Annotated in this window: 22 protein-coding genes; 11 read left to right on the forward strand and 11 right to left on the reverse strand. The window is 74.2% G+C overall.

The window, feature by feature from the left end:
- Window positions 1-57: 57 nt before the first annotated feature.
- Entirely contained in the window at window positions 58-1,245 is a 1,188-nt protein-coding gene (locus EMA09_RS00230) for an ROK family transcriptional regulator (RefSeq protein WP_129837696.1), read from the forward strand.
- Between the two features lie 32 nt (window positions 1,246-1,277).
- On the opposite strand, the gene EMA09_RS00235 is transcribed toward EMA09_RS00230, so the two are convergent.
- Window positions 1,278-1,622, reverse strand: a complete 345-nt coding sequence (locus EMA09_RS00235) for a hypothetical protein (RefSeq protein ID WP_129837698.1) — start codon at window positions 1,620-1,622, stop codon at window positions 1,278-1,280.
- Window positions 1,623-2,022: 400 nt separating this feature from the next.
- Complete coding sequence (locus EMA09_RS00240) at window positions 2,023-2,961, reverse strand: NmrA/HSCARG family protein (RefSeq protein ID WP_206305878.1); 939 nt, start codon at window positions 2,959-2,961, stop codon at window positions 2,023-2,025.
- Between the two features lie 105 nt (window positions 2,962-3,066).
- Here EMA09_RS00240 and EMA09_RS00245 point away from each other — a divergent pair, with 105 nt between their 5' ends.
- On the forward strand, window positions 3,067-3,645 hold the full coding sequence (locus EMA09_RS00245; protein ID WP_240796150.1) for a TetR/AcrR family transcriptional regulator: 579 nt from the start codon (window positions 3,067-3,069) through the stop codon (window positions 3,643-3,645).
- Between the two features lie 95 nt (window positions 3,646-3,740).
- Here EMA09_RS00245 and EMA09_RS00250 read toward each other — a convergent pair whose 3' ends face one another.
- The 5 genes from EMA09_RS00250 to EMA09_RS00270 form a co-directional block, all read right to left on the reverse strand.
- On the reverse strand, window positions 3,741-5,972 hold the full coding sequence (locus tag EMA09_RS00250) for an MMPL family transporter (protein ID WP_129837700.1): 2,232 nt from the start codon (window positions 5,970-5,972) through the stop codon (window positions 3,741-3,743).
- A gap of 213 nt (window positions 5,973-6,185) precedes the next feature.
- Window positions 6,186-6,791 (reverse strand): transcriptional regulator, encoded by a 606-nt coding sequence (locus tag EMA09_RS00255; protein WP_129837702.1) that lies wholly within the window; start codon window positions 6,789-6,791, stop codon window positions 6,186-6,188.
- Window positions 6,791-9,109, reverse strand: a complete 2,319-nt coding sequence (locus EMA09_RS00260; protein ID WP_168220604.1) for a type II toxin-antitoxin system prevent-host-death family antitoxin — start codon at window positions 9,107-9,109, stop codon at window positions 6,791-6,793. The genes EMA09_RS00255 and EMA09_RS00260 overlap by 1 nt, the downstream gene beginning before the upstream one ends.
- Window positions 9,110-9,217: 108 nt before the next feature.
- Window positions 9,218-9,988, reverse strand: coding sequence for an ABC transporter permease subunit (locus EMA09_RS28100; RefSeq protein ID WP_168220605.1), 771 nt, complete (start codon window positions 9,986-9,988; stop codon window positions 9,218-9,220).
- Complete coding sequence (locus tag EMA09_RS00270) at window positions 9,985-10,914, reverse strand: ATP-binding cassette domain-containing protein (protein WP_129837706.1); 930 nt, start codon at window positions 10,912-10,914, stop codon at window positions 9,985-9,987. The genes EMA09_RS28100 and EMA09_RS00270 overlap by 4 nt, the downstream gene beginning before the upstream one ends.
- Before the next feature lie 88 nt (window positions 10,915-11,002).
- Between EMA09_RS00270 and EMA09_RS00275 the strand changes: the two genes are divergently transcribed.
- Entirely contained in the window at window positions 11,003-12,271 is a 1,269-nt protein-coding gene (locus EMA09_RS00275; protein WP_168220606.1) for a histidine kinase, read from the forward strand.
- Complete coding sequence (locus EMA09_RS00280; protein WP_240796151.1) at window positions 12,268-12,948, forward strand: response regulator transcription factor; 681 nt, start codon at window positions 12,268-12,270, stop codon at window positions 12,946-12,948. Before EMA09_RS00275 ends, EMA09_RS00280 begins: the two co-directional genes overlap by 4 nt.
- A 42-nt stretch (window positions 12,949-12,990) precedes the next feature.
- Here the strand turns inward: EMA09_RS00280 and EMA09_RS00285 are convergent, their stop codons facing one another.
- Window positions 12,991-13,896 (reverse strand): dihydrodipicolinate synthase family protein, encoded by a 906-nt coding sequence (locus EMA09_RS00285; RefSeq protein ID WP_129837710.1) that lies wholly within the window; start codon window positions 13,894-13,896, stop codon window positions 12,991-12,993.
- A gap of 5 nt (window positions 13,897-13,901) precedes the next feature.
- Window positions 13,902-15,068 (reverse strand): mandelate racemase/muconate lactonizing enzyme family protein, encoded by a 1,167-nt coding sequence (locus EMA09_RS00290; protein ID WP_129837712.1) that lies wholly within the window; start codon window positions 15,066-15,068, stop codon window positions 13,902-13,904.
- A gap of 90 nt (window positions 15,069-15,158) precedes the next feature.
- Here EMA09_RS00290 and EMA09_RS00295 point away from each other — a divergent pair, with 90 nt between their 5' ends.
- From EMA09_RS00295 to EMA09_RS00315, 5 genes are all read left to right on the forward strand, one after another.
- Complete coding sequence (locus tag EMA09_RS00295) at window positions 15,159-15,974, forward strand: IclR family transcriptional regulator (RefSeq protein ID WP_129837714.1); 816 nt, start codon at window positions 15,159-15,161, stop codon at window positions 15,972-15,974.
- A 110-nt stretch (window positions 15,975-16,084) separates the two neighbouring features.
- On the forward strand, window positions 16,085-17,440 hold the full coding sequence (locus tag EMA09_RS00300; protein ID WP_129837716.1) for an MFS transporter: 1,356 nt from the start codon (window positions 16,085-16,087) through the stop codon (window positions 17,438-17,440).
- A gap of 67 nt (window positions 17,441-17,507) precedes the next feature.
- On the forward strand, window positions 17,508-18,164 hold the full coding sequence (locus EMA09_RS00305; protein ID WP_129837718.1) for a bifunctional 4-hydroxy-2-oxoglutarate aldolase/2-dehydro-3-deoxy-phosphogluconate aldolase: 657 nt from the start codon (window positions 17,508-17,510) through the stop codon (window positions 18,162-18,164).
- Window positions 18,161-19,132, forward strand: a complete 972-nt coding sequence (locus EMA09_RS00310) for a sugar kinase (protein WP_129837720.1) — start codon at window positions 18,161-18,163, stop codon at window positions 19,130-19,132. The genes EMA09_RS00305 and EMA09_RS00310 overlap by 4 nt, the downstream gene beginning before the upstream one ends.
- Before the next feature lie 155 nt (window positions 19,133-19,287).
- Entirely contained in the window at window positions 19,288-19,641 is a 354-nt protein-coding gene (locus EMA09_RS00315) for a hypothetical protein (RefSeq protein ID WP_129837722.1), read from the forward strand.
- A 10-nt stretch (window positions 19,642-19,651) separates the two neighbouring features.
- Here the strand turns inward: EMA09_RS00315 and EMA09_RS00320 are convergent, their stop codons facing one another.
- Window positions 19,652-20,452 carry an alpha/beta hydrolase gene (locus EMA09_RS00320; RefSeq protein WP_129837724.1) on the reverse strand — a complete coding sequence of 267 codons (801 nt, stop codon included), beginning with the start codon at window positions 20,450-20,452 and terminating at the stop codon, window positions 19,652-19,654.
- A gap of 149 nt (window positions 20,453-20,601) precedes the next feature.
- On the opposite strand from EMA09_RS00320, the gene EMA09_RS00325 reads away from it, so the two are divergent.
- Window positions 20,602-21,453, forward strand: a complete 852-nt coding sequence (locus tag EMA09_RS00325) for a helix-turn-helix transcriptional regulator (RefSeq protein WP_129837726.1) — start codon at window positions 20,602-20,604, stop codon at window positions 21,451-21,453.
- Window positions 21,454-21,541: 88 nt separating this feature from the next.
- On the opposite strand, the gene EMA09_RS00330 is transcribed toward EMA09_RS00325, so the two are convergent.
- A complete protein-coding gene (locus EMA09_RS00330) occupies window positions 21,542-22,342 on the reverse strand; it encodes an SDR family NAD(P)-dependent oxidoreductase (RefSeq protein ID WP_168220607.1) in 801 nt (266 codons plus the stop codon).
- Between the two features lie 88 nt (window positions 22,343-22,430).
- Here EMA09_RS00330 and EMA09_RS00335 point away from each other — a divergent pair, with 88 nt between their 5' ends.
- Window positions 22,431-22,982 carry a helix-turn-helix domain-containing protein gene (locus EMA09_RS00335; RefSeq protein WP_129837730.1) on the forward strand — a complete coding sequence of 184 codons (552 nt, stop codon included), beginning with the start codon at window positions 22,431-22,433 and terminating at the stop codon, window positions 22,980-22,982.
- Window positions 22,983-23,248: the final 266 nt, after the last annotated feature.

The raw sequence follows: 23,248 nt of genomic DNA on the forward strand, positions 1-23,248 counted from the left end.
GCTTGGTGTAGTGTCGGCGCGAAGAACAAGCCTGTGACCAGCAGAAGAGGGGGTGTCATGGGGTACAGCAGTGCCCAGGCCGCCGGGGCGGCCACCCTGCTCGGGCTTCTGAGGGACGGCCGGCCGCGCACGCGGGCCGAACTCGTCGCGGAGAGCGGCATGGGCCGCTCCAGCGTCACCGAACGGGTCGACGACCTGCTCGGGCTCGGTCTCGTGACCCGTGCGGACAACGCCCCGTCCACCGGTGGCCGGCCGGCGTCGGCGTTCGCCTTCAATCCCGGTGCCCGCGTGGTGCTGGCCGCCGATGTCGGCGCGACCCACGCCAAGATCACGGTGAGCGACCTGTCCGGCGCGGTGCTGGTGGAGGAGGATCTGCCGCTGGACATCGCCTCGGGACCCGAGGTGGTCCTCGCCCTGGTGTGCGCCCGGGGTGAGGACCTGCTGGAGCGCGCGGGACGGGCGCGGGACGAGCTGCTGGGGATCGGCCTCGGCCTGCCCGGCCCGGTCGAGCACGCGTCGGGGCGGCCGACCAATCCGCCGATCATGCCCGGGTGGGACGGCTTCGACGTGCCGGGCCACGTGCGGGAGCGGCTCGGGGCGCCGGTCCTCGTCGACAATGACGTGAACATCATGGCGCTCGGCGAGCACCGGACCCACTGGTACGACTGGCCCCACATGCTCTTCGTCAAGGTGGCGACCGGGATCGGCTGCGGCCTGATCACCGACGGGCGGTTGTACCGGGGTTCGCAGGGGGTCGCCGGGGACATGGGGCACGTGCAGCTTCCCCACGTCTCCGAGGTGCCCTGCCGCTGCGGCAATGTGGGCTGTCTGGAGGCCGTCGCCAGCGGTGCCGCCCTGGCGGCCCGCCTGACGGAGCAGGACATCCCGGCCCGCACGAGCGGCGACGTCGTGTCACTCGCCCGCAGCGGCTCGGTGCCGACACTCACCCTGGTCCGCCAGGCGGGCCGCCGGATCGGGGAGGTCCTGGCGACGGCGGTGAGCTTCCTCAACCCCTCGGGCATCGTCATCGGCGGCGCGCTCTCCCAGGCCGGGGAGCATCTGATCGCCGGTGTCCGGGAGGTGGTGTACCGGCGGTCCCTGCCGCTGGCCACGCAGGATCTGCGGATCGTGCAGTCCCGGGCCGGTGAGCGCGCCGGTGTGTACGGGGCGGCCCTGATGGTGGTGGAGCATGCTCTGTCCCCGGAACGGCTCACCGCGTCCCTGGCCGCCCGGGGCGCCGCCTGACGCCTCCCGGCCGCGGACGCGCCGGTGCCGGGTCAGGGCAGCAGGAGGCGCACCAGCCAATCGGCGGGCGCGGCGCGGTACACACTCTCGGAGTGGGAGCGCCGGTCGGCTCCGGCGGGGATCGGGAAGACCATCCACAGGGAGGGCGGCTCGACGACGAGGACCGCCCCCTTCACCGTCGGGTGGGGCAGGCGGCGCCCGGACGGCCGCCCGAAGACCGCGGAGCCGTCGTGCGCCCAGGACAGGGCTTCCTCGAAGTCGGGGTAGACGCTCTGGAATCCCCGCCACCTGAGAGCACTGGGGCCTTTCCCGTCACCCCAGGACCGCTGCGCCCGCACTTGCAGAACGCCCCATCCGGCCTTCGCCTTACCACCCATGGCGCCCCCAATCCCCCCGCCAATGTAGACGCTCCGCAGGATCAACGGGGGTGGAACGGGGATTTCCGCCGGCCGGCCTCTCCCCCCATGCCGTGCGCCCGGGGGTCGGTCTCAGGGACGGGATGCCGTGCCGGGGCACGGACCTGTCACCGCCCGGGACGGGCAAGGGCCGGACGGGCAGGCCGTCATCGCCGGAGCGCCCCGGACTCGGCCCTGTTCGGTCATGCCGGAGGCCACGGTGATGTGCCGGGTGGCCGCCAGGAGATCGCGGCCTGCGCCACGGTTTCCCGCCCTGCGATTCCGGGGAACCACAGAGCGCCGAAGCGGACCCCGGGTGCGGAGAGGTGGTCGAAGTCCGCAGCCCGGATCCCGACGCGCCCGAGGCCGTGAATGCGGGCGTTCACGCCTCGTGAGCGACGGTGCGCGCGGACCCGAGGAACGCGGCGATCTGTGACGCGCCGGTGCGTTCCAGCCACGTGCTGAAGTCCATCGTGCCGGGGTGGATCTCCCGGGTGGCGGGGATGTCCGCGCGGTAGCCGTGTTCGTTGAGCCACTCATTGGCGTAGGCGAAGTCTTCGCTCAGGGCACGGATCGCGTCGATCGGGATCTGCGCGTAGGGCAGCGACATGCCGAGTGCCTTCCCGATCGCCGCGGCGACCTGAACCGGGGTGAGTTCGTCCCCGGCCAGGGAGACGGCCCGGCCGGTCCACTCCTCCGGCCGGGAGAACGCCAGCGCGGTGACGGCGCCGACATCGTCGACGGCCAGGATCTGCTGGGGGACCTCCGGCGCGAGCCCGGTGGACAGGTTCCCGTTCCGCAGCGCGTATCCGCCGGTGAAGTTCTCCATGAAGGACACCGGCCTCAGGATTGTCGCGGGCAGGCCGAGCGCGGCGACGTGCCGCTCGATCCGCCACTTGCTGACCAGATTCACCGGCAGCCTCTCCTCAAGGTGCCGGTCCGCCGCGGCGATTGAGGTGAAGACGACGTGCCGGATGCCCGCGGCGTGCGCGGCCTCGGCGACGTTCACTCCCCAGCGGACCTCGTCGTCGGCGGTGAAGTCCGGGGCGGTGCCGGGCGAGCCGACGGTGGGCTGGACGCTGAACAGGCCCCACGCGCCCTCGGCAGCGGCGATCAGAGAGTCGACGTCCTCCATCCGCGCCCGGATCACCTGTGCGCCGGCCCGTGCCAGCGCCGTGGCGCGCGGCCCGTTCGGGTCGCGCGTCAGTGCGCGCACCTGCCAGCCGTCGCGGAGCAGGTGATGTGTCACGGCCCTGCCCTGCAGGCCGGTCGCACCCGTCACCACGACGGTCTTCTTCGTCAGCTTCACGATCATCTCCATGCGTCCATGCGGAGGGGAAGCCGGCCCATAAGTGGGGCGGCCCTCCGTTTCTCGTCCGCTACGATATGGAGGGCCACCCCGTTTATCAAGCCGTCAGGAGTGCCCGTGCCCGAGGACGCCACTGCCCCGCCCGGCCGGCCGATGCGGGCCGACGCCCGCCGTAACGCCGAGAAGATCGTGGCCGCCGCCGGGGCACTGATCGCCGAGCACGGCGCCGACGCCTCGCTGGAGGAGGTCGCCCGCCGTGCCGGAGTCGGCTCGGCCACCCTGCACCGCCACTTCCCCTCCCGGCAGGCGCTCCTGGAGGCGGTCTTCAAGGAACGGGTGGAAACCCTGTGCGCGAAGGCGGACGACCTCCTCGCCGCACCCGACCCGGGCCTTGCGCTGACCACCTGGCTTCACGCCGTCGGCGCGCACGCCGTGGCCAACCGGGGCCTGGGAGCTTCGCTGATGCGCGACGGAGACCCCGCGCTGGGCGAGACCTGCCACGACATGATCACCACCGCCGGAGACGCACTCCTTGCGCGCGCCCGAGCGGCGGGCACCGTGCGCGCCGGAATCACCATCACCGCACTGCTGAAGCTCGTCGGCGCCATCGCGCTGGCCACCGAGCGGGAGATCGACGGCCCGGCCGAGGCCGACCTCCTGCTGTCGATCGCCATCGACGGCGTGCGCACACGCTGACCCCGGTCTCACGAACGGTCCTTTGCGCGAGCGAGATCAACCATCGGCCGCCGTGCCCCGCCGGACCCGGATGCGTCCTCAGAATCCGTTCTCACTCACAAGCGGGACGGCCCCCTTTCCGAGGCGACAAGGCCGCCTCCGGAGGGTGCGGTGCCCCGGACCGCCTCGCCCGCGGGCACGGCGTGCCGGCCGCGGTACCGGCGTGACGGACCGCCCGGCCACCAGTTGGCCCTGCCCAGCGCCGCCATCAGGGCGGGCAGGACGAAGACCCGGATCACCACGGCGTCCAGCAGGATGGCGACCGCCAGCCCGACGCCCAGCTGTTTGAACTCGACCATGCTCAGGGTGCCGAAGATCGAGAACACACCGACCATGACCAGCGCCGCGCTGGTGACGACGCCCGCGGACCGGGTGATGCCCTCACGGACGGCCTCCTTGAGGGGCGCGCCGTCCATCGCCGCCTCGCGGATCCGGCTCACGACGAACACGTGGTAGTCCATCGAGAGTCCGAACAGCATGACGAACAGGAAGAGCGGCAGCCACGAGACGACGGCTCCCGAGCTGTGGAAGTCCAGCAGGCCCTCCGCCCAGGTGTGCTGGAAGACGGCGACCAGGACCCCGAACGACGCCGCGGCGGACAGCAGGTTGAGCAGGATCGCGGACAGGGCCACGGCGAGGGACCTGAAGATGAGGAACATCGTGACGAAGGTCAGCAGCAGGACGAAGCCCACGACCCATGGCATGCGCGCCTGCAGATGGGCGGTGAAGTCCATGCCGTCCGCCACCTTGCCGCCCACGGCGCTCTCCACGCCGGGTATGCCGCTCATGGCCTCGGGAACCCACTCCCGCAGAAGGGTGAGGGACTCCCGGGCGCCGTCGCTGCGGGACGAGTGAGGTGTGCCGACGCGGAGGGCGTGCACCCGCCGGTCGTCCGACACGCGGACCACGGGTTCCTGGTCATGGGCGAACAGGTCCTCGTCGGCCAGGCGGTCGATCAAGCCGTCGAGCGCTCTCTCGACGTCCTCCGCGCGGTCGGCGGGCGCGCGCACGGCGACCTCGTGCACCGTGCCCTCGCTCGGGAAGGCGTCCGTGAGCCGGTCCATGGCCCGGACGACGGGGATGTCGCGCGGCAGGTCGTCCGAACCGGGCTGCTTCAGCCGCATGTCCAGCGCGGGGAGGGCGAGCAGGAGGAGGGCACCCGCGGAGACAATGAGCGTCAGGACGGGGCGTGCGAGGGCCGGGCGGAGCAGCGCAGGCCAGAGCCGGGAAGGGGTCGGACGCATCGTCAGCCGCCACAGGAACGGCACACGCGGCCGGTCCACCCAGCGGCCGAGCTTCGCGAGCAGCGCGGGCAGCACGGTGAGCGACGCCAGGACGGCCACGGCGACCACGATGATCGAGCCGGTCGCGAGGGAGGCGAAGGTGGCCTCCTGGGCCAGATACAGGCCGGCCAGCGACACGATCACGGTCCCGCCCGAGACGAGGACGGTGTGTCCCGACGTCTCGGCGGCGATTTCGATCGCGTCGATCCTGGACGCGCCCCGGTGGCGTTCCTCGCGCTCGCGCTTGAGGTAGAAGAGCGAGTAGTCGACTCCGACGGCCATGCCCATGAGCAGGATGACGTTGCTCACCACGCTCGTCTCCGGCAGGACGTGCGACACCAGGGCGGACAGACCGATGGCGGTGGCGACGCAGGACAGGGCCAGCACCACGGGTACGCCGGCGGCTATGACGGCCCCGAAGGCGACCAGGAGGATCACCAGGGTGAGGGGCAGGCTGATCAGCTCGGCCCGCACGAAGTCCTCGCCCAGGGTCTCGGTCAGCCCCTTGGCCGTCGAGCCGGTACCGACCTGGTCGAATCTGAGCCCCGCGTGGGCGCGCTCCACCTCCGCCGTGGCGTCGAGCAGCGGCTGCACGCGCCGGTCGGCGGTCTCCGCGTCCCCGGCCATCGTGACCGGGAGGAGCAGTGCCCGGCCGTCCGGGGAGAGCACGGGCTCGTCGACACGCTCCACCTCGGGAAGAGCGGCCATGCGCCCGGCGAGCTCACCGGCGGCCCGCCGGGCGGCCCCGGTGTCCAGCGCGCCGCCCGACTCTGCCGTGATGAGGACGCTCTCCTCGGGCTTTTCGGTGAAGTCGCCCGAGGCGACGATCCGTCCGGCCGCTCCGGACTCTCCGACCCCGGATTCGAGATCGCTGATCCTGTCGCTGCCGGCCATGCCGCCGAGGAGGAAGCACGCGGCGACGAAAAGACACCACATCCCGATGGCGGACCAGGGGTGGGTGGCACTCCATCTCGCGAACCGCACCGTCGCCGGTTTTCTGCGCACTTTCCGTTCCCTTCATGGCTGCGAATACAGCGGCGGACACCCGCACACCGCTGAAAAGAAGCTAGTGAGGGGCGCTGATGGCGGCCATGAGGCAATCCATCGAAGAGAGCGGCGGTTTACTACAGGAAAACACTGCGGTTTTCCGCAGTGTGCGCCTCACGCGCCGACCGTACGCTGATACGGCCGCCCGGCGGCGGGGCGTACGGAAAGCTCTCAGAGGCCGAAGCCGATGGAGCTGACGTACGCGTAGGAGTCGTACTCGGAGCCGAGGTCCCAGATGATGTCGTCCCAGGCCGCGTCGAGGAGTTCGCTGTTGCCGGTGAGCCAGCCGTCGATGATGTCGGTCCAGATACGGGGCTGGCGCACGGACACCCGGCGTACGGGGATGTCGCGGAGGCGGCCCGGGTTGTTCCGCTGGACGGTGCGCTGGTCGACGGGGTGGATCTCGATCCTGGTGCCCCGCGGTTCGAGGCGGCGCTTCCACTCCGCCCCGAGGCGCCGGCGGCGCAGGTCCCAGTACGCGGTGTCGATCTTCTCCCGGTTCCGCCGGGTCGGGATGCGTTCCTCGGCGAGCCAGGCGAAGAGCGTGGCGGGACGGACACTGATCCCCGCGCGCTCCATCGCCTCGTACCCGGCGGCGCTCTCGGTGAGATACCGCAGACGGGCCGACAACCCCCGCTCCGAATCGACCGGGGAGGCGACCCCGGTGACCTGACAGTCCATCTCCCGGCCGAGCGCCACCCACCCCGGCACGCCCCGCGCGCCGAACACGCCGAACCCGGAGTCAGGACCGGTGCCCGTACCCCACCGCCCCGCCATCAGTCACCACCCCCGATCGTGTACTCGCTCTTGAGCTTCATCTCGGTCAGTGCCCGGCCCTCGGTGAAGACCTCCCGCCAGTCACCGATGACGTGGAGTTCGTCGGTGCCCATCATCTGCACGATCTCCAGGCCCGCTTCGCGGGCCTTCCACGCCTTCAGCCACAGGTTCGCGAAGGCGCGGGAGCGGATGATGTGCATCCAGTCGGGGCGCCGCATCTCGCGGTTGGCACTCGATTCACCGATGGTGGAGACGAACTTGGCGTACATCGCCTTCACGTACTCCTGCGTGACGGTGTCGCCGTCGGCGATGGCCCGCTCCCGCGCGGCCGCCAGCTCGCGCCGGAACCGCTCCAGCAGCGACTCGGACGAGCCGGACGTCCAGGACTCGTGGATCACGGGCGGAGCGCACAGCCGCGTCCGCGGCTCAGACAGGCGCAGCAGGAGGCGCAGCGTCGGGTCGGTGATCCACAGCGGGCCGGGTTCCTCGCGGTTCCCGAGGGGGTTCGGGAGATCCTCGTGCGCCCATTCGGGCGGCGTGACGAGGTAGAGGCCGGAGCGTTTGCGGTCGTAGGTGCCGTCGGTGGAGTGGACGAGCTTGCCGATCGGCAGGTGGCACTTCAGGGCGGAGAGGTACGCGCCGTTCACGTCCAGCGCCGTCACGCTCCAGGCCGTGCCGCCGGTGCGGGAGATGCCCGGGTTGCGCCACTTGGGCCGGCCTTCCCAGATCTGGTCGGCCCCGTCGCGCGACGGCTTCTTCAGGATCGGGATTTCGTCCAGGTTCAGGAAGAGCGTGAAGTCGTAGGTGCCGCCGACGCGGGTGGAGTTCAGCAGGGCCATCGCGTCGGGGATCGCCCGTTTGATCAGGGCGGCGGTCGCCGCGTCGGCGTCCCCGCCGTGGTCCGCGAGCGCCTTTTCGACGTTCCGCCCGATGACGCCGGACGTCGCCCGGCGGACCGGGCGTGCCGACCGCCCGGGCGGGGTGGGCGGCGCGGCGGGCGCGGGCACCGTGGGGGCGGTGACGCACATGCCGCCGAGGTGCTGCGGGCGTCCTCCCGCCCGGTACGGCGTGGGACGCCCGCACAGGACGCAGGGCTCCCGTTCGCCCTGGAGTGCCCGGCCCGCCCGGTCGCGGTCCGGTTCCGCCACCGGGCCGGCCGCCGGCCGCGGCTCCGGGGGCACGGGAGCGGGTGCGGGTGCGTCCGCGGTCTCGGGGTGACGGGCGGGCGGTCCGGGAGGCGGGGGCCGGTCGGGGAGGCCGGCCGCCGGGTCCTCGCGGAGCCGGGCGTGGGCGAAGTCGGCGCGCAACGGCCAGGCCGCGGTGGGGCCGTGCCGGTGGCGCTCGACCGTCAGGCGGACGAGGTCGCCGTCCCGGTCGAGGCGCAGGGCGAGGTCGGCCTCGTCCCGCAGCTCTTCCGTGCCCGGGGCGTCGGCGGGTGCCACGGCGACGACGGCCGTTTGCAGGTCCCGTGCCAGGCGGCGCAGCGCGAGGGGCAGCGGCCCGGAGCCGGGCTCGGCGGTGACGTGCGTGACGGGGTCGATCACGACGAGGGCCGGGCCGTCGATCCGGCCGGCCGTCTCGGTGATCCGCCGCAGTGTCGGCAGGTCGTCGCCGAGGTGCAGCGGGGCGGTCCGGAGCCTCGCTGCGGTGTCGGCGAGCCGGCGGCGCTGGTCGTCGGGCAGGGTGCCGGCCGTGATGCGGTGCAGGTCGACGCCGGCCTCGGCGGCCAGGACCCGCGCCAGGACGTCGGCGCGGCTGAGGCGGCCGGACGCGACCAGAACCGGACGCGGCGCGGCGGTGTCGAGCGCCGCGGTACGGGCCAGGTGGAGGGCCAGGGTGGTGGCGCCGCTGCCGGGCGGGGCGGTCACCACGGTCAGCCGGCCGGGCCGCAGACCGCCGGCCGTCACGTCGTCCAGGCCCGCGAGGCCGGTCGGCACCGCGTCCGCGGCGGGACGGGCGGTGGTGAGGCTGTCCAGCAGGTCGCCGAGGGAGACGGCCGGGGCGTTTGTCGCCTGGTCCGCGCCGGTGAGCCGGGCGATCGGGCGCCCGCGGCGGGCGAGGACGACCGGGCGCCCCGCCGCTGCGCCGCGCACCAGGTCGCCGAGCCTGGGCCGTGCGTCCGTCACCGTCCACACCGGCCAGCCGGCCGGCGGCGTCGTGTCCCCGGGGGCGAGGGGTCCGAGGCACGCCTCGGCGCCGGAGTCGCGGTCGCGCAGCCGTGTCGTGCGGCCTTCCCCGGCGGCCCGGACCAACTCGGTCAGCCGCGTGCGCGCGGCCTCGATCGGCACCGTCTGCGACCCGGCGTCGAGTCCGGTCACCACACACCCCCTCGGGCAAGGAACGAGCACCCGAGACCTTACCGGTGAGGTGCCGGGGTCCTCGACGGGCCGGTCGGCGGGTGTCGGAGGCGGCCGGTCCCGGCGCGGCTACGCGTCCCGGCGGCGGAGGGTGACGTAGCCGCCGGCGAGGGCGAGCGCGGACCAGGCCGCCAGGATGCCGACTCCGGTCCAGGGGCCGAAGGCCCTCTCGAACCGGAGGTCCTCCGGCGGTCCCGCCATGTGCAGGATCATCGCCCCGGCCTGGTCGGGCAGGAACTGGAGGACGGTGCGCAGGCCCGGTACGTTCCCGAGCCCCTGCGAGCTGAGGAACAGGACCGGCATCAGCACCCCCAGCGCGCGTGCCGTACTGCGCAGCATCATGGTCACGCCCAGGGCGAACAGCGCCATGAGGACCAGGTAGAGCCAGCCGCCGGCGAGGGCGCGCGGCGCGTCCGCGTCCCCGGCGCCGATCCCGTGCGGGCCGAGTGCCCTCTGCGCGAGGAGGAACGAGAGGGGGACGGCGAGCGCCGCGACGAGGCCCGCGGCCAGCGCCACCACCAGCGCCTTCGCCGCAAGGAACCGGCCGCGCCGCGGCGTCGCCAGCAGCGAGGGGCGGAGCGTCCCCGCGCCGTACTCCGCGCCCGCCACCAGGACGGCGAACGCGACCAGTGCCAACTGCGCCAGCAGCGGGCCGAGCATCCCGGCGAGGACCGGGTCGGCGTCGGCGTGCATCGCGGGGCGTTCGTCGTAGGTGGCGCGGAGGCTGCTCCCGGCGAACCAGGCCATGCCGGCGGCGACGGCGAGCGTGGCGCCGAGTGCCCACAGCGTGGAGCGCACGGTCCTGATCTTCAGCCATTCGGCCGCCATCGCGTCCCTCATCGGTCCGCACCGCCCCCGGACGCGACCAGCCGCAGGAACGCGTCCTCGAGCGATCCTGTCCGCTCCCCCATCGCGAGCAGCGGGATCGCGCAGCGTGCCGCGACACGGCCGACCTCCTCGGCCGGCAGCCCGTAGGCGCGCAGCCCGGAGGCGTCCGCCGTTTCCGGCTCCACGCGGGCGCCGGCGTCCGTCAGTGCCCGGCTCAGCCGGTCCCTGGCGGCCGGGCCGCCGGCGGCGCGCACCGCGACGTGCAGCCCGTCCACCGAGGCCAGGACGTCCGTCACCGGCGCGTCCGCCAGGAGGCGGCCCCGGTCGATCACGACCAGGTGGTCGGCCGTGAGGGCCATTTCGCCGAGCTGGTGGCTGGAGACGAGGACCGTGCGGCCCTCGTCCGCCAGGGAACGCAGCAGGGTACGCAGCCAGACGGTGCCCGCCGGGTCCAGACCGTTGCCGGGTTCGTCCAGTACGAGGACCCGCGGGTCCCCGAGCAGGGCCGCCGCGATGCCGAGGCGCTGGCCCATGCCCAGGGACAGGGCACGCCCAGGCTTGCCCGCGGGCGCCCCGTCCAGGCCGGTGATCTCCAGCACCTCGGCCACGCGCCGGCGGGGGACGCCGCCCGCGCGGGCGAGCCAGCACAGGTGGTCGCGGGCGCTGCGGGCGCGGTGCCGGTCACGGGCGTCCAGCAGCGCGCCGACCTGCCGCAGGGGCCGGTCGAGGTCGCGGTAGCGGTGTCCGGCGACGCGCGCCTCGCCCGCGTCGGCGGCGTCGAGGCCGAGGAGGACGCGCAGTGTCGTCGACTTCCCGGCGCCGTTGGCGCCCAGGAAGCCCGTCACGCGGCCCGGCCGTGCGGTGAACGTCAGCCCGTCCACCGCCGGAGCGTCCCGTTTCCGGTACCGCTTGGTCAGATTGCGTATGTCGATCGTCACGTCCGGCGACGTTAGGCGGCACCCGAGGGCCGGACAGTCGACGAAAGTGGACAGTCGGCGTCACCTTCGGCCCCTACGCTCTTGTGTCATGCACGCCTGGCACCCGCGGACTTCGCTCCCGCCCGCCGCGGCCGTCGCCGCCGACACGCTGATGGTGGCGCTCGCGGCCTCCCCGGGGCCGCTCGCGACCGGCGCGTTCGCCGTCGCCGCGGCCGGTGCGGCGCTGGCGGGGCGGTGGTGGCCGTGGGCGGCGTTCGCCGGCGCGTCGGCGCTGCCGCCGCTCACCGGGGCCGGGTACGTCCTGCTGCTGTGGTCCGCCTACCGGGCCGGCCGTTCCCTCGGGTCGCGGGGCGACGCCGCGCGGGTCGCGGGGGCCGCGGCCGGGGGGTTCGCCCTCCATCTGCTGGCGGGAGAGCGGCACATGGCGGGCGGCCCCGGGACGGTCGGGCAACTGGTGATGGCCCACCTCGTGTTCGTGGCCCTGCCGCTGCTCGCCGGCCGCTACCTCGCCCAGCACCGGCACCTGCTGGACGCCCTCGCGGAGCGCAACCGGCGCCTGACCGCCGAGCGTGCCCTGCTCGCGGAGCGGGAGCGGCTGCGCGAACGGCTGCGGATCGCCCGGGAGATGCACGACTCGCTGGGGCACCGGCTGGCGCTGGTGTCCGTGCAGGCGGCGGCGCTCGAGGTGGCCGCCGACCTGCCGGCGGCGCACCGCGACGCCGTCCGGGGCCTGGCCGGGGCGACCCGGGATGCCCTCACCGAACTGCAGGATCTCGTCGGGCAGTTGCGGACGGGCGCGCCGCAGGGGGACGGTGGTGCGCGTCCCGTGCCGGACGTGGCAGCCGTCGAACGCCTGGTGGCGCGGTTCCGGCGGGCGGCGGCCGGGCGGCCCGTGGTGCTGCACCGGTCGGGGGCTCCGGTGCCGCTGTCGCCCGAGGCGTGGCGGGCCGCCTACGCGGTGGTGGAGGAGGGGCTCACCAACGCGGCGAAGCACGCGCCGGGCCGGCCTGTCGCCGTGTCCCTGACGTGGGAGCGCGACGCGCTGCTCGTCGCCGTCGAGAACCCGGGCGAGCCGTCGCCGGATGCCGCCGGCGGGGGTGGCGGGCACGGGCTGCGGGGGCTCGCGGAACGGGTCGAGGGCGCCGGCGGCATGCTCGACCACCGCCGCGCGGCAACCGGGTTCCGCCTGTTCGCGCTGCTGCCCGCCGCGCCGCCCGCCCCGCAGGCCGGTGACGGGCCCGCCGTGCCCGGGGCGGACGCCGGTCCCCTGCGCATGGCCCTCAGCGGCCTGGCCGTGGCGGCGCTGGTCCTCGTCGTCCTCCCCGCGGGGCTGCTGATGGGGACCGGTGGCCGGTGACGTCCGCCGCACACTCCGCCGTCCGCGTGCTGATCGCCGACGACGAGCCGCTCATCGTCACCGCGGTGCGGACCGTGCTGACGTCCGAGCCGGGGCTCGACGTGGTCGCCGAGGCGGCCGACGGGCGCGCCGCCGTCGAGGCGGCTCTGCGGCACCGCGTCGACGTGGCGGTGCTTGACATCACGATGCCGCGCCTGGACGGGCTGTCGGCGGCTGAGGAGCTCCGCCGCCGCGCGCCGGACGTGCGGACCGTGATGCTGACGGCCTTCGGGGACGCGCCCAACGTGCTGCGCGCCCTGGCCGGCGGCGTCGCCGGGTTCGTCCTCAAGAACTGCACGCCGCAGGAGCTGGTCGCCGCGGTGCGGGCGGCCCACCGCGGCGACGCCTACCTCTCGCCGGCCGTGACGCGGATGGTCCTCGGCCGCGTCGTCACGCCGGACGACCTGCGCCGCCGGCACGACGCCGTGCGGCGGCTGGCGGCGCTCAGCGCGCGGGAGCGCGATGTCGTCGAACTCCTCGCCGAAGGGCTGCCCAACGCGGAGATCGGCCGCCGTGTCCACATGACCGAGACGAGCGTGAAGACGTACGTGAGCCGCGCCCTCGCGAAACTGGGGTGCGCCAACCGCGTGCAGGCCGCCCTCCTCGTCCGTGACGCGGAGCCCCACCCGATGCGGTGATCCCGAACGGGCGGCGGGGTCCCGCCCGCCGCGCGGCGCCGGTCAGCGCGGTGCGGGGGGCAGCGGGTGCTCCGTGAGGATCTCGTCCAGCGCCGCGCGGGTCACCGGGTCCAGCACCCTGGCCGGGAGCCGGACCGTGCCCGACGCGATGACACCGCGCCGCACCAGCACCTCCTTGTGGACGGCCCACGCCTGGCCCGGGCGCACGCCGATCAGGATCAGCGGCAGGAGCCGGAGGAAGGCGGCGCGCGCGTCGGCGCGGCGGCCGGCGGCGAGATCGTCGAGCACGCCGCGCAGCAGGTCAGTGAACTCGCAGGCCGGCATGGTACCGACGGCCCCCGCGTCGTACTCCTCGATGAGGGCCTGCGCGTTCTGCCCGCCGAGGACGGCGAGGTCGCGGCCCGCCGTCGCGGCGGCGACGGCGGCGATCTTGACAGGGGTGGGCGGCGCCTCGACCTTGACCGACGCGATCCCGGGGACGCCGGCCAGCTCGGCGATCACCGCGACGGGCAGGGGGACGCCGGTGACCGACGGGGCGTCCTGGATCATCACGGGGACGCCGGCCCCGGTGGCGACGTCGGTGAAGAACTCGGGGACCTGCTCGGGCGCGGGCCTGGTGAGGAAGGGCGGCAGGACCATGAGGTGGTCGGCGCCCCCGTCGGCCGCCTCGTGCGCCATCCGCAGGGCGGTGACCGTGCTGGTGGCGTTGACGCCGGCGACGATCGGCACGCCGGGTCCGGCGACCTCGCGGACGGTGCGCAGGATCGCGGCGCGTTCGTCGGCGGTGAGGGCGAAGCCCTCGCTGGCCATGCCGAAGACGGCCAGGCCGTCCGCGCCGGCGGCGAGCTGGAACTCCACCAGGCGGCGCAGCGAGCCCAGGTCCAGGGCGCCCGTGCCGGTGAAGGGGGTGGCGAGAATCGGTATGAGGCCGTGGGGTGCGGCGGGCATGGGGATCAGCTCTCCTCGGCGAGTTCGGTCACCTTGTCGGCATCGACCTCGATGCCGAGTCCGGGTCCGGTGGGGACGCGGAAGCCGTCGGGTCCCGCGTCGAGGGGCGTGCGCAGGATGCTGTCGGCCACCGGCAGGGTGTCCGCCTGGAACTCGAAGAACGGGCAGTCGGCCGTCGCCGCGCTGAGGTGCACGCCGGCGGCGAGCGCGACGCCGAGCCCGACCGAGTGGTGGCAGGCGACGGGGACGTGGTGGGCGGAGGCCAGCTCCGCGATGGCGGCGGCCTCGGTGATGCCGGTACGGGCCACGTCGGGCTGGGCGACACCGAGGGCGCGGCGCCCGAGCCAGGCGGCGAACTCGTAGCGGTTGCGCAGCGCCTCGCCGACGGCGACGGGGGTGGCGATGCGGGAGGCGAGGTCACGGTGGCCCTCGATGTCCTCCGGAGCGAGCGGCGCTTCGAGGAAGAGGGCGCCGCGGCGGTCGAGTTCGCGGCCGAGGGTGAGGGCCTCGCCCGGGCGGTAGGCCCAGTGGGCGTCGACGGCGACGGCGAGGCCGGGGGCTGCGGCGGCGACCGCGTCGAAGGTGGCGAGGTCGGCCTCGACGCCCTTGCCGAGCGCGAGCTTCACGCGGGTCGCGCCCTTGCGCGCCCACTCGGCGGCGAGCGCGGCGCGGGCCTCGTCGGTGGGTTCGGGCAGCCCGGACACGTAGGCGGGGACGCGGTCGCGGTGGGCGCCGCCGAGGAGTTCGGTGAGCGACAGGCCGGTGACCCGCCCGTGCAGGTCCCACAGCGCGATGTCGACGGCGGCGAGCGCGTCGGCCTGGTGGCCGACGAGGTGGCCGCGCTCCCGCATCAGGTCGCGCAGGCGGTGCCAGAGCGGACGGACGCGCCGCGGGTCCTCGCCCACGAGGTGCGGGGCCAGCAGGCGGTCCACGACGGCCGCGGGGATCTCGGGGCCGACCGGTGCGAGGGCCTCGCCCCAGCCGGTGTGGCCCTCGTCCGTGCGGACGCGGACGAGCAGGGTCTCGAAGCGGCCGGAGTAGAGGCTGCGCCACGGCGCACGGACGACATAGCCGCGGTCGGCGGTCAGCTCCTCGCCGTCCTCCAGCCGGCCGAGGTAGGCCCGGGCGGCTCTCAGCTTCAGCACGTACGTGGTGACGTCCACGATGCGCATTCCGCAACTCCTTCGTGCGTAAGTACGTCGAACGCGGAAAATACTGCACGGGGGTTGCACATACTGCAAGTCTCATCCAGAATCCCGGCCATGACTTCGGAGCGAAACAGCAACCAGAGCGTCGAGCGCGCCGCCGCCGTCCTGCGGGCCTTCACACTCGGCCGCCCCGCGCTGCGCGTGTCGGACGTCGCCACCACCCTCGGCCTCGGGCTGTCCACGACATCCCGGCTGCTGGCGACGCTGGAGGCGGCGGAGCTGGTGCGCCGCGACCCCGTGAGCCAGCTCTACGAACTCGGCCCGGCCGTCGTCACCATGGCGGGCGTCGCCCTGAACAACGACCCCGTCTACCGGCAGTCCCGCCCGGTCACCCAGCGCCTGGCCTGGGAGCTCGGGCTCGGCGCGAACGTCGCCGTCCGGCGCGGTGCCGAGCTGTTCTACCTGCAGAACGTGGAGGGCCAGCTCGCCCAGAAGTCGTACTCCCTGCTGGGGCAGCGCAATCCGCTGCACTCCACGGCGATGGGCAAGTGCCTGCTGCTGGACCTCTCCCCGGACCAGCGCCGCTCCCTCCTCGGTCCGCAGCCGCTGCACGCCTACACCGACCGCACCATCACCGATCCCGACGCCCTCGACGAGGACCTCGCCCGCTCCGGGCGGCGGGGTTACGCCACCGAGGTCGAGGAACTGGCGCTCGGCCGGGCCTGCATCGCCGCCCCCGTGCGCGACCACACCGGCGGGATCGTCGCCGCGCTGTCGGTCTCCGGCGCCCTGTCCGCGATCGCCCTGCACGAACGGGAGGCGGAACTCGGCCGCCTGATCATCGAGGCGGCCGACTCCGTGAGCACCGGCCTCGGCTATCTCGGGCCGGTCCCGACCCCCCACGGCCCCGCCGCCCCGGCCGGCGCCTGACCGCGGACCGGGGACCGCTCCCCCGGTCCGCCTCCGCACCACCGCCGCCGGCAGCGCGCCCGCCGTGCGCCGGCGGCCGCCCCACCCTCCCCGCACAGCCCGAGGTTCACATGTACCGGTCCACCGCCCGCACCGAGACCACCGGGGCGACGACGCCCCCCGCGCCGCCGTCCGGGTCCCCCGGCACGACACCGTCCCCGCGGGTCCTCGTCGCCGGCAGCGTCGGCAACTTCGTCGAGTGGTTCGACGTCGGCATCTACGGCACGCTGTCGTCCGTCATCGCGGGCAACTTCTTCGCCGACGGGGACCCCACCTCCGCCCTGCTGTCCACCTTCGTCATCTTCGCCGTGGGCTTCGCCATCCGCCCCGTCGGCGGCCTGTACTTCGGCCCGCTCGGCGACCGCCTGGGCCGCAACCGCGTCCTCGCGATCACCGTCATCGTCACCTCGCTCGCGACGTTCTCCATCGGGATCATGCCGACCTACGCGACGGTGGGTTCCCTCGCGCCGGTCCTGCTCGTCGCCGCGCGGCTGGTGCAGGGATTCGCCGCCGGCGGTGAGACGTCCAGCGCCGTCAGCCTGCTGTTCGAGTACGCGCCGCGCCACCGCAGGGGCTACTACACGAGTTACGGGGCGAGCATCGGGTTCGTCGCGTTCGTCTTCGGCGCCGGGGTGGCCCTGCTGCTGTCCGTGGGCTTCGGCGACGACGCCCTCGAGTCGTACGCGTGGCGGATCCCGTTCCTCCTGGCGCTGCCGCTCGGCCTCGCCGGCCTGTACCTGCGGCTGAAGCTCGACGACACACCCGAGTTCGTGCGCATGGCGGAGAGCGGCGAGGTCGCCGAGTCGCCGATGCGGGAGACCTTCAGGACGGGCGCGCGGCCGATGGCCGTCCTGGCGGGCGTCATCGTGCTGAAGGGGGTCGCGCACTGGGTGCTGCAGACCTTCATGGTCAGCTACCTGACGGACACCATGCACTTCAGCCGCACGCAGTCGTTCGCCGCCTCCACCGTCTGCATGGCCGCGATCGCCGTGCTCATACCGGTCGCGGGGCACCTGTCGGACCGGGTCGGGCGCAGGCCGCTGCTGATCGGCGGATCCGTCGGCCTGTTCGTCCTCGCCTGGCCGTGCCTGCTGCTGATGTCGTTCGACAACGCCGCGCTGGCCATCGCCGCCATGGTCCTGCTCGGCCTGCCGATCGCGGCGTACGACGGCGCGGTGAACGTGAGCATGGCGGAGCTGTTCCCCGCCCGCATCAGGACCGGGGCCATCGCCATCCCGTACAACGTGTCCGTCAGCCTCTTCGGCGGCACGGCCCCGTACATCGCGACCTGGCTGGTCAGCTCCACCGGGTACGACCTGGCGCCCTCCGGCTATCTGATGCTGGCCGCCGTCATCACCTGCGTCACGGTGGTCCGGTGCGTGAAGGAGACCGTCGGCGGGAACGCCGAGCGGACCGTCGCCGGCTGAGCCCGCGGCAGGCGCCCGGTAGCGTCCACCCCATGCCGGCCGACCCCGGCGAGGAAAGGAAAGTCCAGTGAGTCCGTCCCCGGCCGACCGCCTCCCGGCAGCCCTGCGGCGCCACGGCCTGGTCGCGATCCTGCGCGCGCGCACCCCGGGCGCGCCCCTGCTCGACGTGGTCCGCACGCTCGTCGACGCGGGAGTCGCAATCATCGAGATCACCGTTCCCACCCCGGGTTCCCTGGAGGCCGTGCGGGCCGCGGCCGCGCAGTACGGCGACCGGGTCCTGATCGGCACCGGAACCGTGACCACGCCCGCCCAGGTGCGGGCGACCGCCGAAGCGGGCGGCGCGTTCGTCGTCTCCCCGCACACCGACCCCGAGCTCATACGGGCCGCCCGCGACGCCGGACTCGGCGCGCTGCCCGGCGCGTTCACCCCGACGGAGATCCTCGCCGCGCACCGGGCGGGCGCCACCGCGGTGAAGCTCTTCCCCGCGACCGGGCTCGGCCCCGGTTACGTGGCGGACGTGCGGGCGCCGCTGCCCGACATCCCGCTCGTGCCCACCGGTGGCGTCGGAACCCGCGAGATCCCCGCCTACCGTGCCGCGGGGGCCGTCGCCGTCGGGGTCGGCTCGCCCCTCGTCGGTGACGCCCTCGCCGGCGGTTCCCTGGCCGCGCTCGGGGAACGCGCCGCCGAGTTCGTCCGCCTGGCCGCCGAGGGGGCCGCCGCATGACCCCCGGCAGCGGCGAGGCCATCGACCTCACGGTGCTCGGCGAGACGATGGCGACCCTGACCGCCGATCACATCGGTCCGCTGCGCCACGCCCGCTCGCTCGGCCTGTCGGTCGCGGGCTCGGAGTCCACCGTCGCCATCGGGGCCGCCCGGCTCGGCCACCGCGCCGCGTGGATCGGCCGCGTCGGCGACGACGAACTCGGCGCGCTCGTCACCACCCGCCTGCGCGGCGAGGGCCTGCACGTCCACGCCGTGACCGACCCGGACGCCCCGACCGGCCTCATGCTGAAGGAACAGCGCATGGCCGGGCAGTCCCGCGTCCACTACTACCGCGCGGGCTCGGCCGGATCGCGCCTGGAGCCGGGCGACCTGCCCCACTCGCTGCTGGACTCCACGCGCGTCCTCCACACCACCGGCATCACGGCCGCCCTGTCGCCCAGCGCGCTCGCCGGCGTGGAGGCGGCCGTCGACCGTGTCCGGGACGCCGGCGGCATCGTCTCCTTCGACCTGAACCACCGTGCCCGCCTCTGGTCCGCCGAGCGCGCGGCCACGGTGCTCGGCGCCCTCGTCCCCCGCGTCGACGTGCTCTTCGCCAGTACGGACGAGGCCGCCATGCTCACCGGACGGCCCGACGCCACGCCCGAGGAGAACGCCGTCTCCCTGCGCCGCCTCGGCCCCGGCACGGTCGTCCTCACCGACGGGGCGGCGGGCGCCCTGTCCGTCACCGGCGCCGGCACCGAGCACGTCCCGGCCCTGCGCGTCACCGCGGTCGACCCGGTCGGCGCCGGCGACTCGTTCGTCGCCGGCTACCTGTCGGGGCTCCTCGCCGGCCTTCCCGAATCCGGGCGCATGCGCCGCGGCGCCACCGTCGCCGCCGCCTGCGTCGCCACGCAGGGCGACTGGGAGGGGCTGCCGCACCTCCGCGACCTCGCCGTCGCGTCGGCGGAGCCGGGCACCGTCGCCCGCTGAACCGGCGGGACCCCGCGGTGCCGCACCGGCTGGTGCGGCACCGCGGGGCCGGGACACCGTCTCACCTTCCGATACGACGGGTCTTGCGCAGCGAGACAGTTGATACGGTCGGGCCGCACACCGACACCGATCTGATGAGTGAGGGGCCGCGGACGATGCCGAAGACGGTCATCCATCTGTTCCACGACGACGAGGACGCCCTGCTGACGGGGACGCGCGTTGCCCAGCGCCTCTTGGAGGTCGCGCCCGACCACGGTGTGGGCGTCGAGGTCCTGTGCTTCGGACCGGCCCAGCGCCACCTCGCCGACGGGACCTCGGGGACGGACATCGCCTACAACCGCCGGATCGACGAGCTGATCGCGAGCGGCGTCACCGTCGGCGCGTGCGTCAACGCCGCCGAGGCCGACGGCAGCGCGGACGAACTCCGGCGGCGCGGCCTGACACTGCGGGTGGCCCGCGACGAGTTCCTGCGCTTCACACTCGAACAGGCCACCGTCATCACCTTCTGACGGCCCTCTGTCAGTCCGTCAGGAAGGCGTCCACCAGGTCGGCGAACTCGGCCGGCCGCTCGAAGAAGGCGACGTGCCCGGCGTCCAGCTCGGCGTAGGAGCTGCCCTCGATCGCGGCGTGCAGGGCCCGGCTGTTCTCGACGGGGACGGTGGCGTCCCGCGTCGCTCCCAGCACCAGCGTCCTGGCGCGCACGCGGGGCAGCAGCGCGCGGATGTCGACGCGGGTGTCGAGGTCCACGTGCCGCATGGTCCCGGTGGTCGGCGGCATGTTGGGGATCAGCCTCTCGACCTCCGCGCTGCCTATGGAGTTGAGGAAGGCCCGGCTGAAGCCGGTCATGGTGACGCTGCGGCCGAACGCCTCGGCGTCGCTGTGCCCGAGCCGCTGCCACAGGGCGAAGAGGTTCCTCATGTACTCGTCGCTGTCGGTGTGCGCCCAGCCGGCCACCAGGACGAGGCGGCGCACGAGGTCGGGCCGCAGCGCGGCCGTGGCCGCCGCGACCGGTGCCCCCATGGAGAACCCGAGCAGGTCGACGGGTCCGGCGGCAGCACCGGCCGCGTCCTCGGCGACGGCGGCGACCTGGGCCGCCAGCCCCTCGACGGTGAGCGGACCGCCCGCGTCCCGTGTGCGGTCCGCGCCCGACAGGTCCGGGGTGATGACGGCGCGGTCGCGGGCGAGCGCCGGCGCCGCCTGACCCCACGTCAGGGGCGCTCCGGCGGAGCCGGTCCCGTGCACGAGCAGCAGAGGGGGGCGTGGCCCTCCACCGGTGCGGTCGTAGTGGATCAGGGCGTCCTGGACGGTGACGGTGGGCATGGTGTCGAACTCCTCGCCGGGATGGTGGCCGGGCCTTGTGCACCGGCCGTCACGACTCTGCGGGAGCCGGCGGGCCGCCGGGAGAGACCCGCGCAACCTGGGATCGGGAGTCCCTGGATGCGCCGGGCAGCCTTCGGCAGGATGACGGCATGACGATCGACCGCCGCGGGCTCGCCGACTTCCTGCGCCGTTCCCGCAGCCGGATCCGCCCGGGTGACGCGGGTCTGTCCGCGGGGCCTCGGCGGCGCACGCCCGGGCTGCGCCGGGAGGAGGTGGCCCAGCTCGCCGGCATGTCGGCGGACTACTACACGCGCCTCGAACAGGCCCGCGGGCCGCAGCCGTCCCCCCAGATGCTCGCGGCGCTCGCCCGCGCGCTGCGGCTCACCGCCGACGAGCACGACCACCTCCACCTGCTCGCGGGCCACCGGCCGCCCGCGCGCGCCTCGGTGGACCAGCACGTGGCGCCCGGGCTGCTCCACCTGCTCGACCAACTGCCCGGCACCCCTGCGCAGATCCTCAGTGCGCTCGGGGACGTCCTCGCGCAGAACGCCCTGGCGCGTGCGCTGCTCGGCGGGGTGTGCACCGTCTCGGAGCACGGTCGGAACCTGGTCTGGCGCTGGTTCACGGATCCTGACGCGCGGGCCGCTTACCCGGCGGACGAACACGGGCACTACAGCCGGGTCCATGTCGCGGACCTGCGCGCGGCGTTCGGCCGGCGCGCGGACGATCCGGCGGCCCACCGCCTGGTGGCACGGCTCAGCGCGGCCAGCGCGGAGTTCGCCGAACTGTGGGAGCGGCACGAGGTCGCCGTGCGCCGCCGCAGCCGGATGCGGGTGCTGCATCCGGCGATCGGCCCTCTGGACCTCGACTGCCAGGTCCTGCTGGCGCCCGCCGGCGACCAGCGGGTCGTCATCCTCACGCCGCCGCCGGGGACGGACTCCGCTGACCGCCTGGCACTCCTGCGCGTCGTGGGGGAACAGGACTTCTCGCACGTCGGCTGAACCGGCCGGGGGCACACCGCACTCGTCCGCCGCGGAGCGCGCCGGCCGGGAACGAGGCGACGGCCGTCCCGGGTACCGCGGTGCCGTGTCAGAGGGTCCTCTCGACGGCCGACGCGAGGCGTGCGGCGTCCTCCTCGTCGTGCGGGCCGGTGGTCAGCGGGCGTGCTGTCGCGCCGCGGCAGGAGGTCCGGCCCGGCGCCGGGTCGTCGATGATGCCGATGACCGGCTGGACCGCCTTCTCGGGCGGCTGCCCCAGCAGCCGTCCGAGGACAGCGGCCGACACTCTCATCCCCGGCCCGACCTCGCCGGCGAAGCCGGTGCGGACCAGCCGGGACGGCCCCCAGGTGACGTAGGCGAGACGGGGACAGCGGTCCGTGGCGAGGATCCCGAGCAGTTCGTTGGCCCGGCGCTGCTGGGCGTTCGACCGCCTGAAGCTGAACCCGCCCGCCATCTCCAGGTCGTCGAAGGCGATGGCGTCGGGGCGTGCGCCCGGAACCGCGGTGTTCACGACGACCGGCTTCCCGGCGGCGCCCAGCGGGCCGGCGAGCCCCGTGACGAACAGGTACTTGCTGAGGAAGAACAGCGACCAGGACGCCTCGTGCCCCTCGGCGGTGAGGTGCCGGCGCTGCCGGATGAACGACGCCGCGAGCACGAGCGCGTCGACGCGTTCGTACGACGTCTTCAGCAGGTCCACCACGCGGCGGCTCTCCGCCACGAGGGAGAGGTCGGCGGCGATGAACCGCGACTCCCCCGGCGCATCCGCGAGCAGGGCGTCGAACTTGGCGCGGCTGCGCCCGACCACCACCACCCGCTCCCCCGCCGCGAGGTAGTGGCGTGCGAGCGCGGCACCCATGCCGTCCGTACCGCCGGTGATCACGATCGTCCTCATGGCATGCCCCCAACTGTTCCGGAACCGATGTTCCGGAACACCGTACAACAGATCCGGAACGCCTGTTCCGCATTGGTAGGCTTGCCCCATGACGGAAGGGCGGAGGCAACGGCGCGACGCCGCGGCGAACAAGGAGCGGATCCTGAGCGCGGCGGAGGACGCGTTCCGGCGGCACGGACTGTCCGTCGACATGCGCGCCGTCGCCTCCGCGGCCGGCGTCGGCATCGGCACGCTGTACCGGCACTTCCCCACCAGGGAGGACCTCGTACGGGCCATCACCGGGTCCGACGTCGCCGAACTCTCGCTCGCCCACCTGCCGGACGGGGTCCCGGCGATCGACGGGCTGCGGGCGTTCTTCACCGGCGCGCTGGCCCTGCTCGACGCGAACAGGGCCATGATCGACCTGCTCGCGGGGGCGGCACCCTCCGACGGGGACCTCGAACGGTGCCTGGCGCACCTGAGGGCCGTCGGCCGTCAAGCCGTCGAGCGTTCCGCCACCGACCGGACCCTCGCCGCGGACGTCACCGCGGACGACATCGCGTACCAACTGCTCGGACTCGTCCGGGTCGCGCAGCTCGTCCCCGCGCCGGGCGCCAGGGCGCACCAGGTCGACCTCGCGCTGCGCGGCCTGGCCGCCTGACACGACACCGGACCCGCACAAGCAAACACACAGGCTTCAACAGGAACGCGCGAGTTGGCTCCGGAGCAAAATCAGCTCCTCTTCCGGCGCGTCCTGTTCACCGGTGGAACCCCCATGGACAGCACCCGCTTGAGCGGCATAGATTTTCCACAGAAGCCAACATGGCCGACGGCTCCTGCCGTCGGCCCTCCGGGCGACAGCGCTGGACGGTCCGGGATCCCGTCGGCGTGACGTCCCGGTCCGGTGATCCGTCGCACGTTCCCGAG

Origin of the sequence: Streptomyces sp. RFCAC02, assembly GCF_004193175.1 — a bacterium.
Lineage (GTDB): Bacteria > Actinomycetota > Actinomycetes > Streptomycetales > Streptomycetaceae > Streptomyces.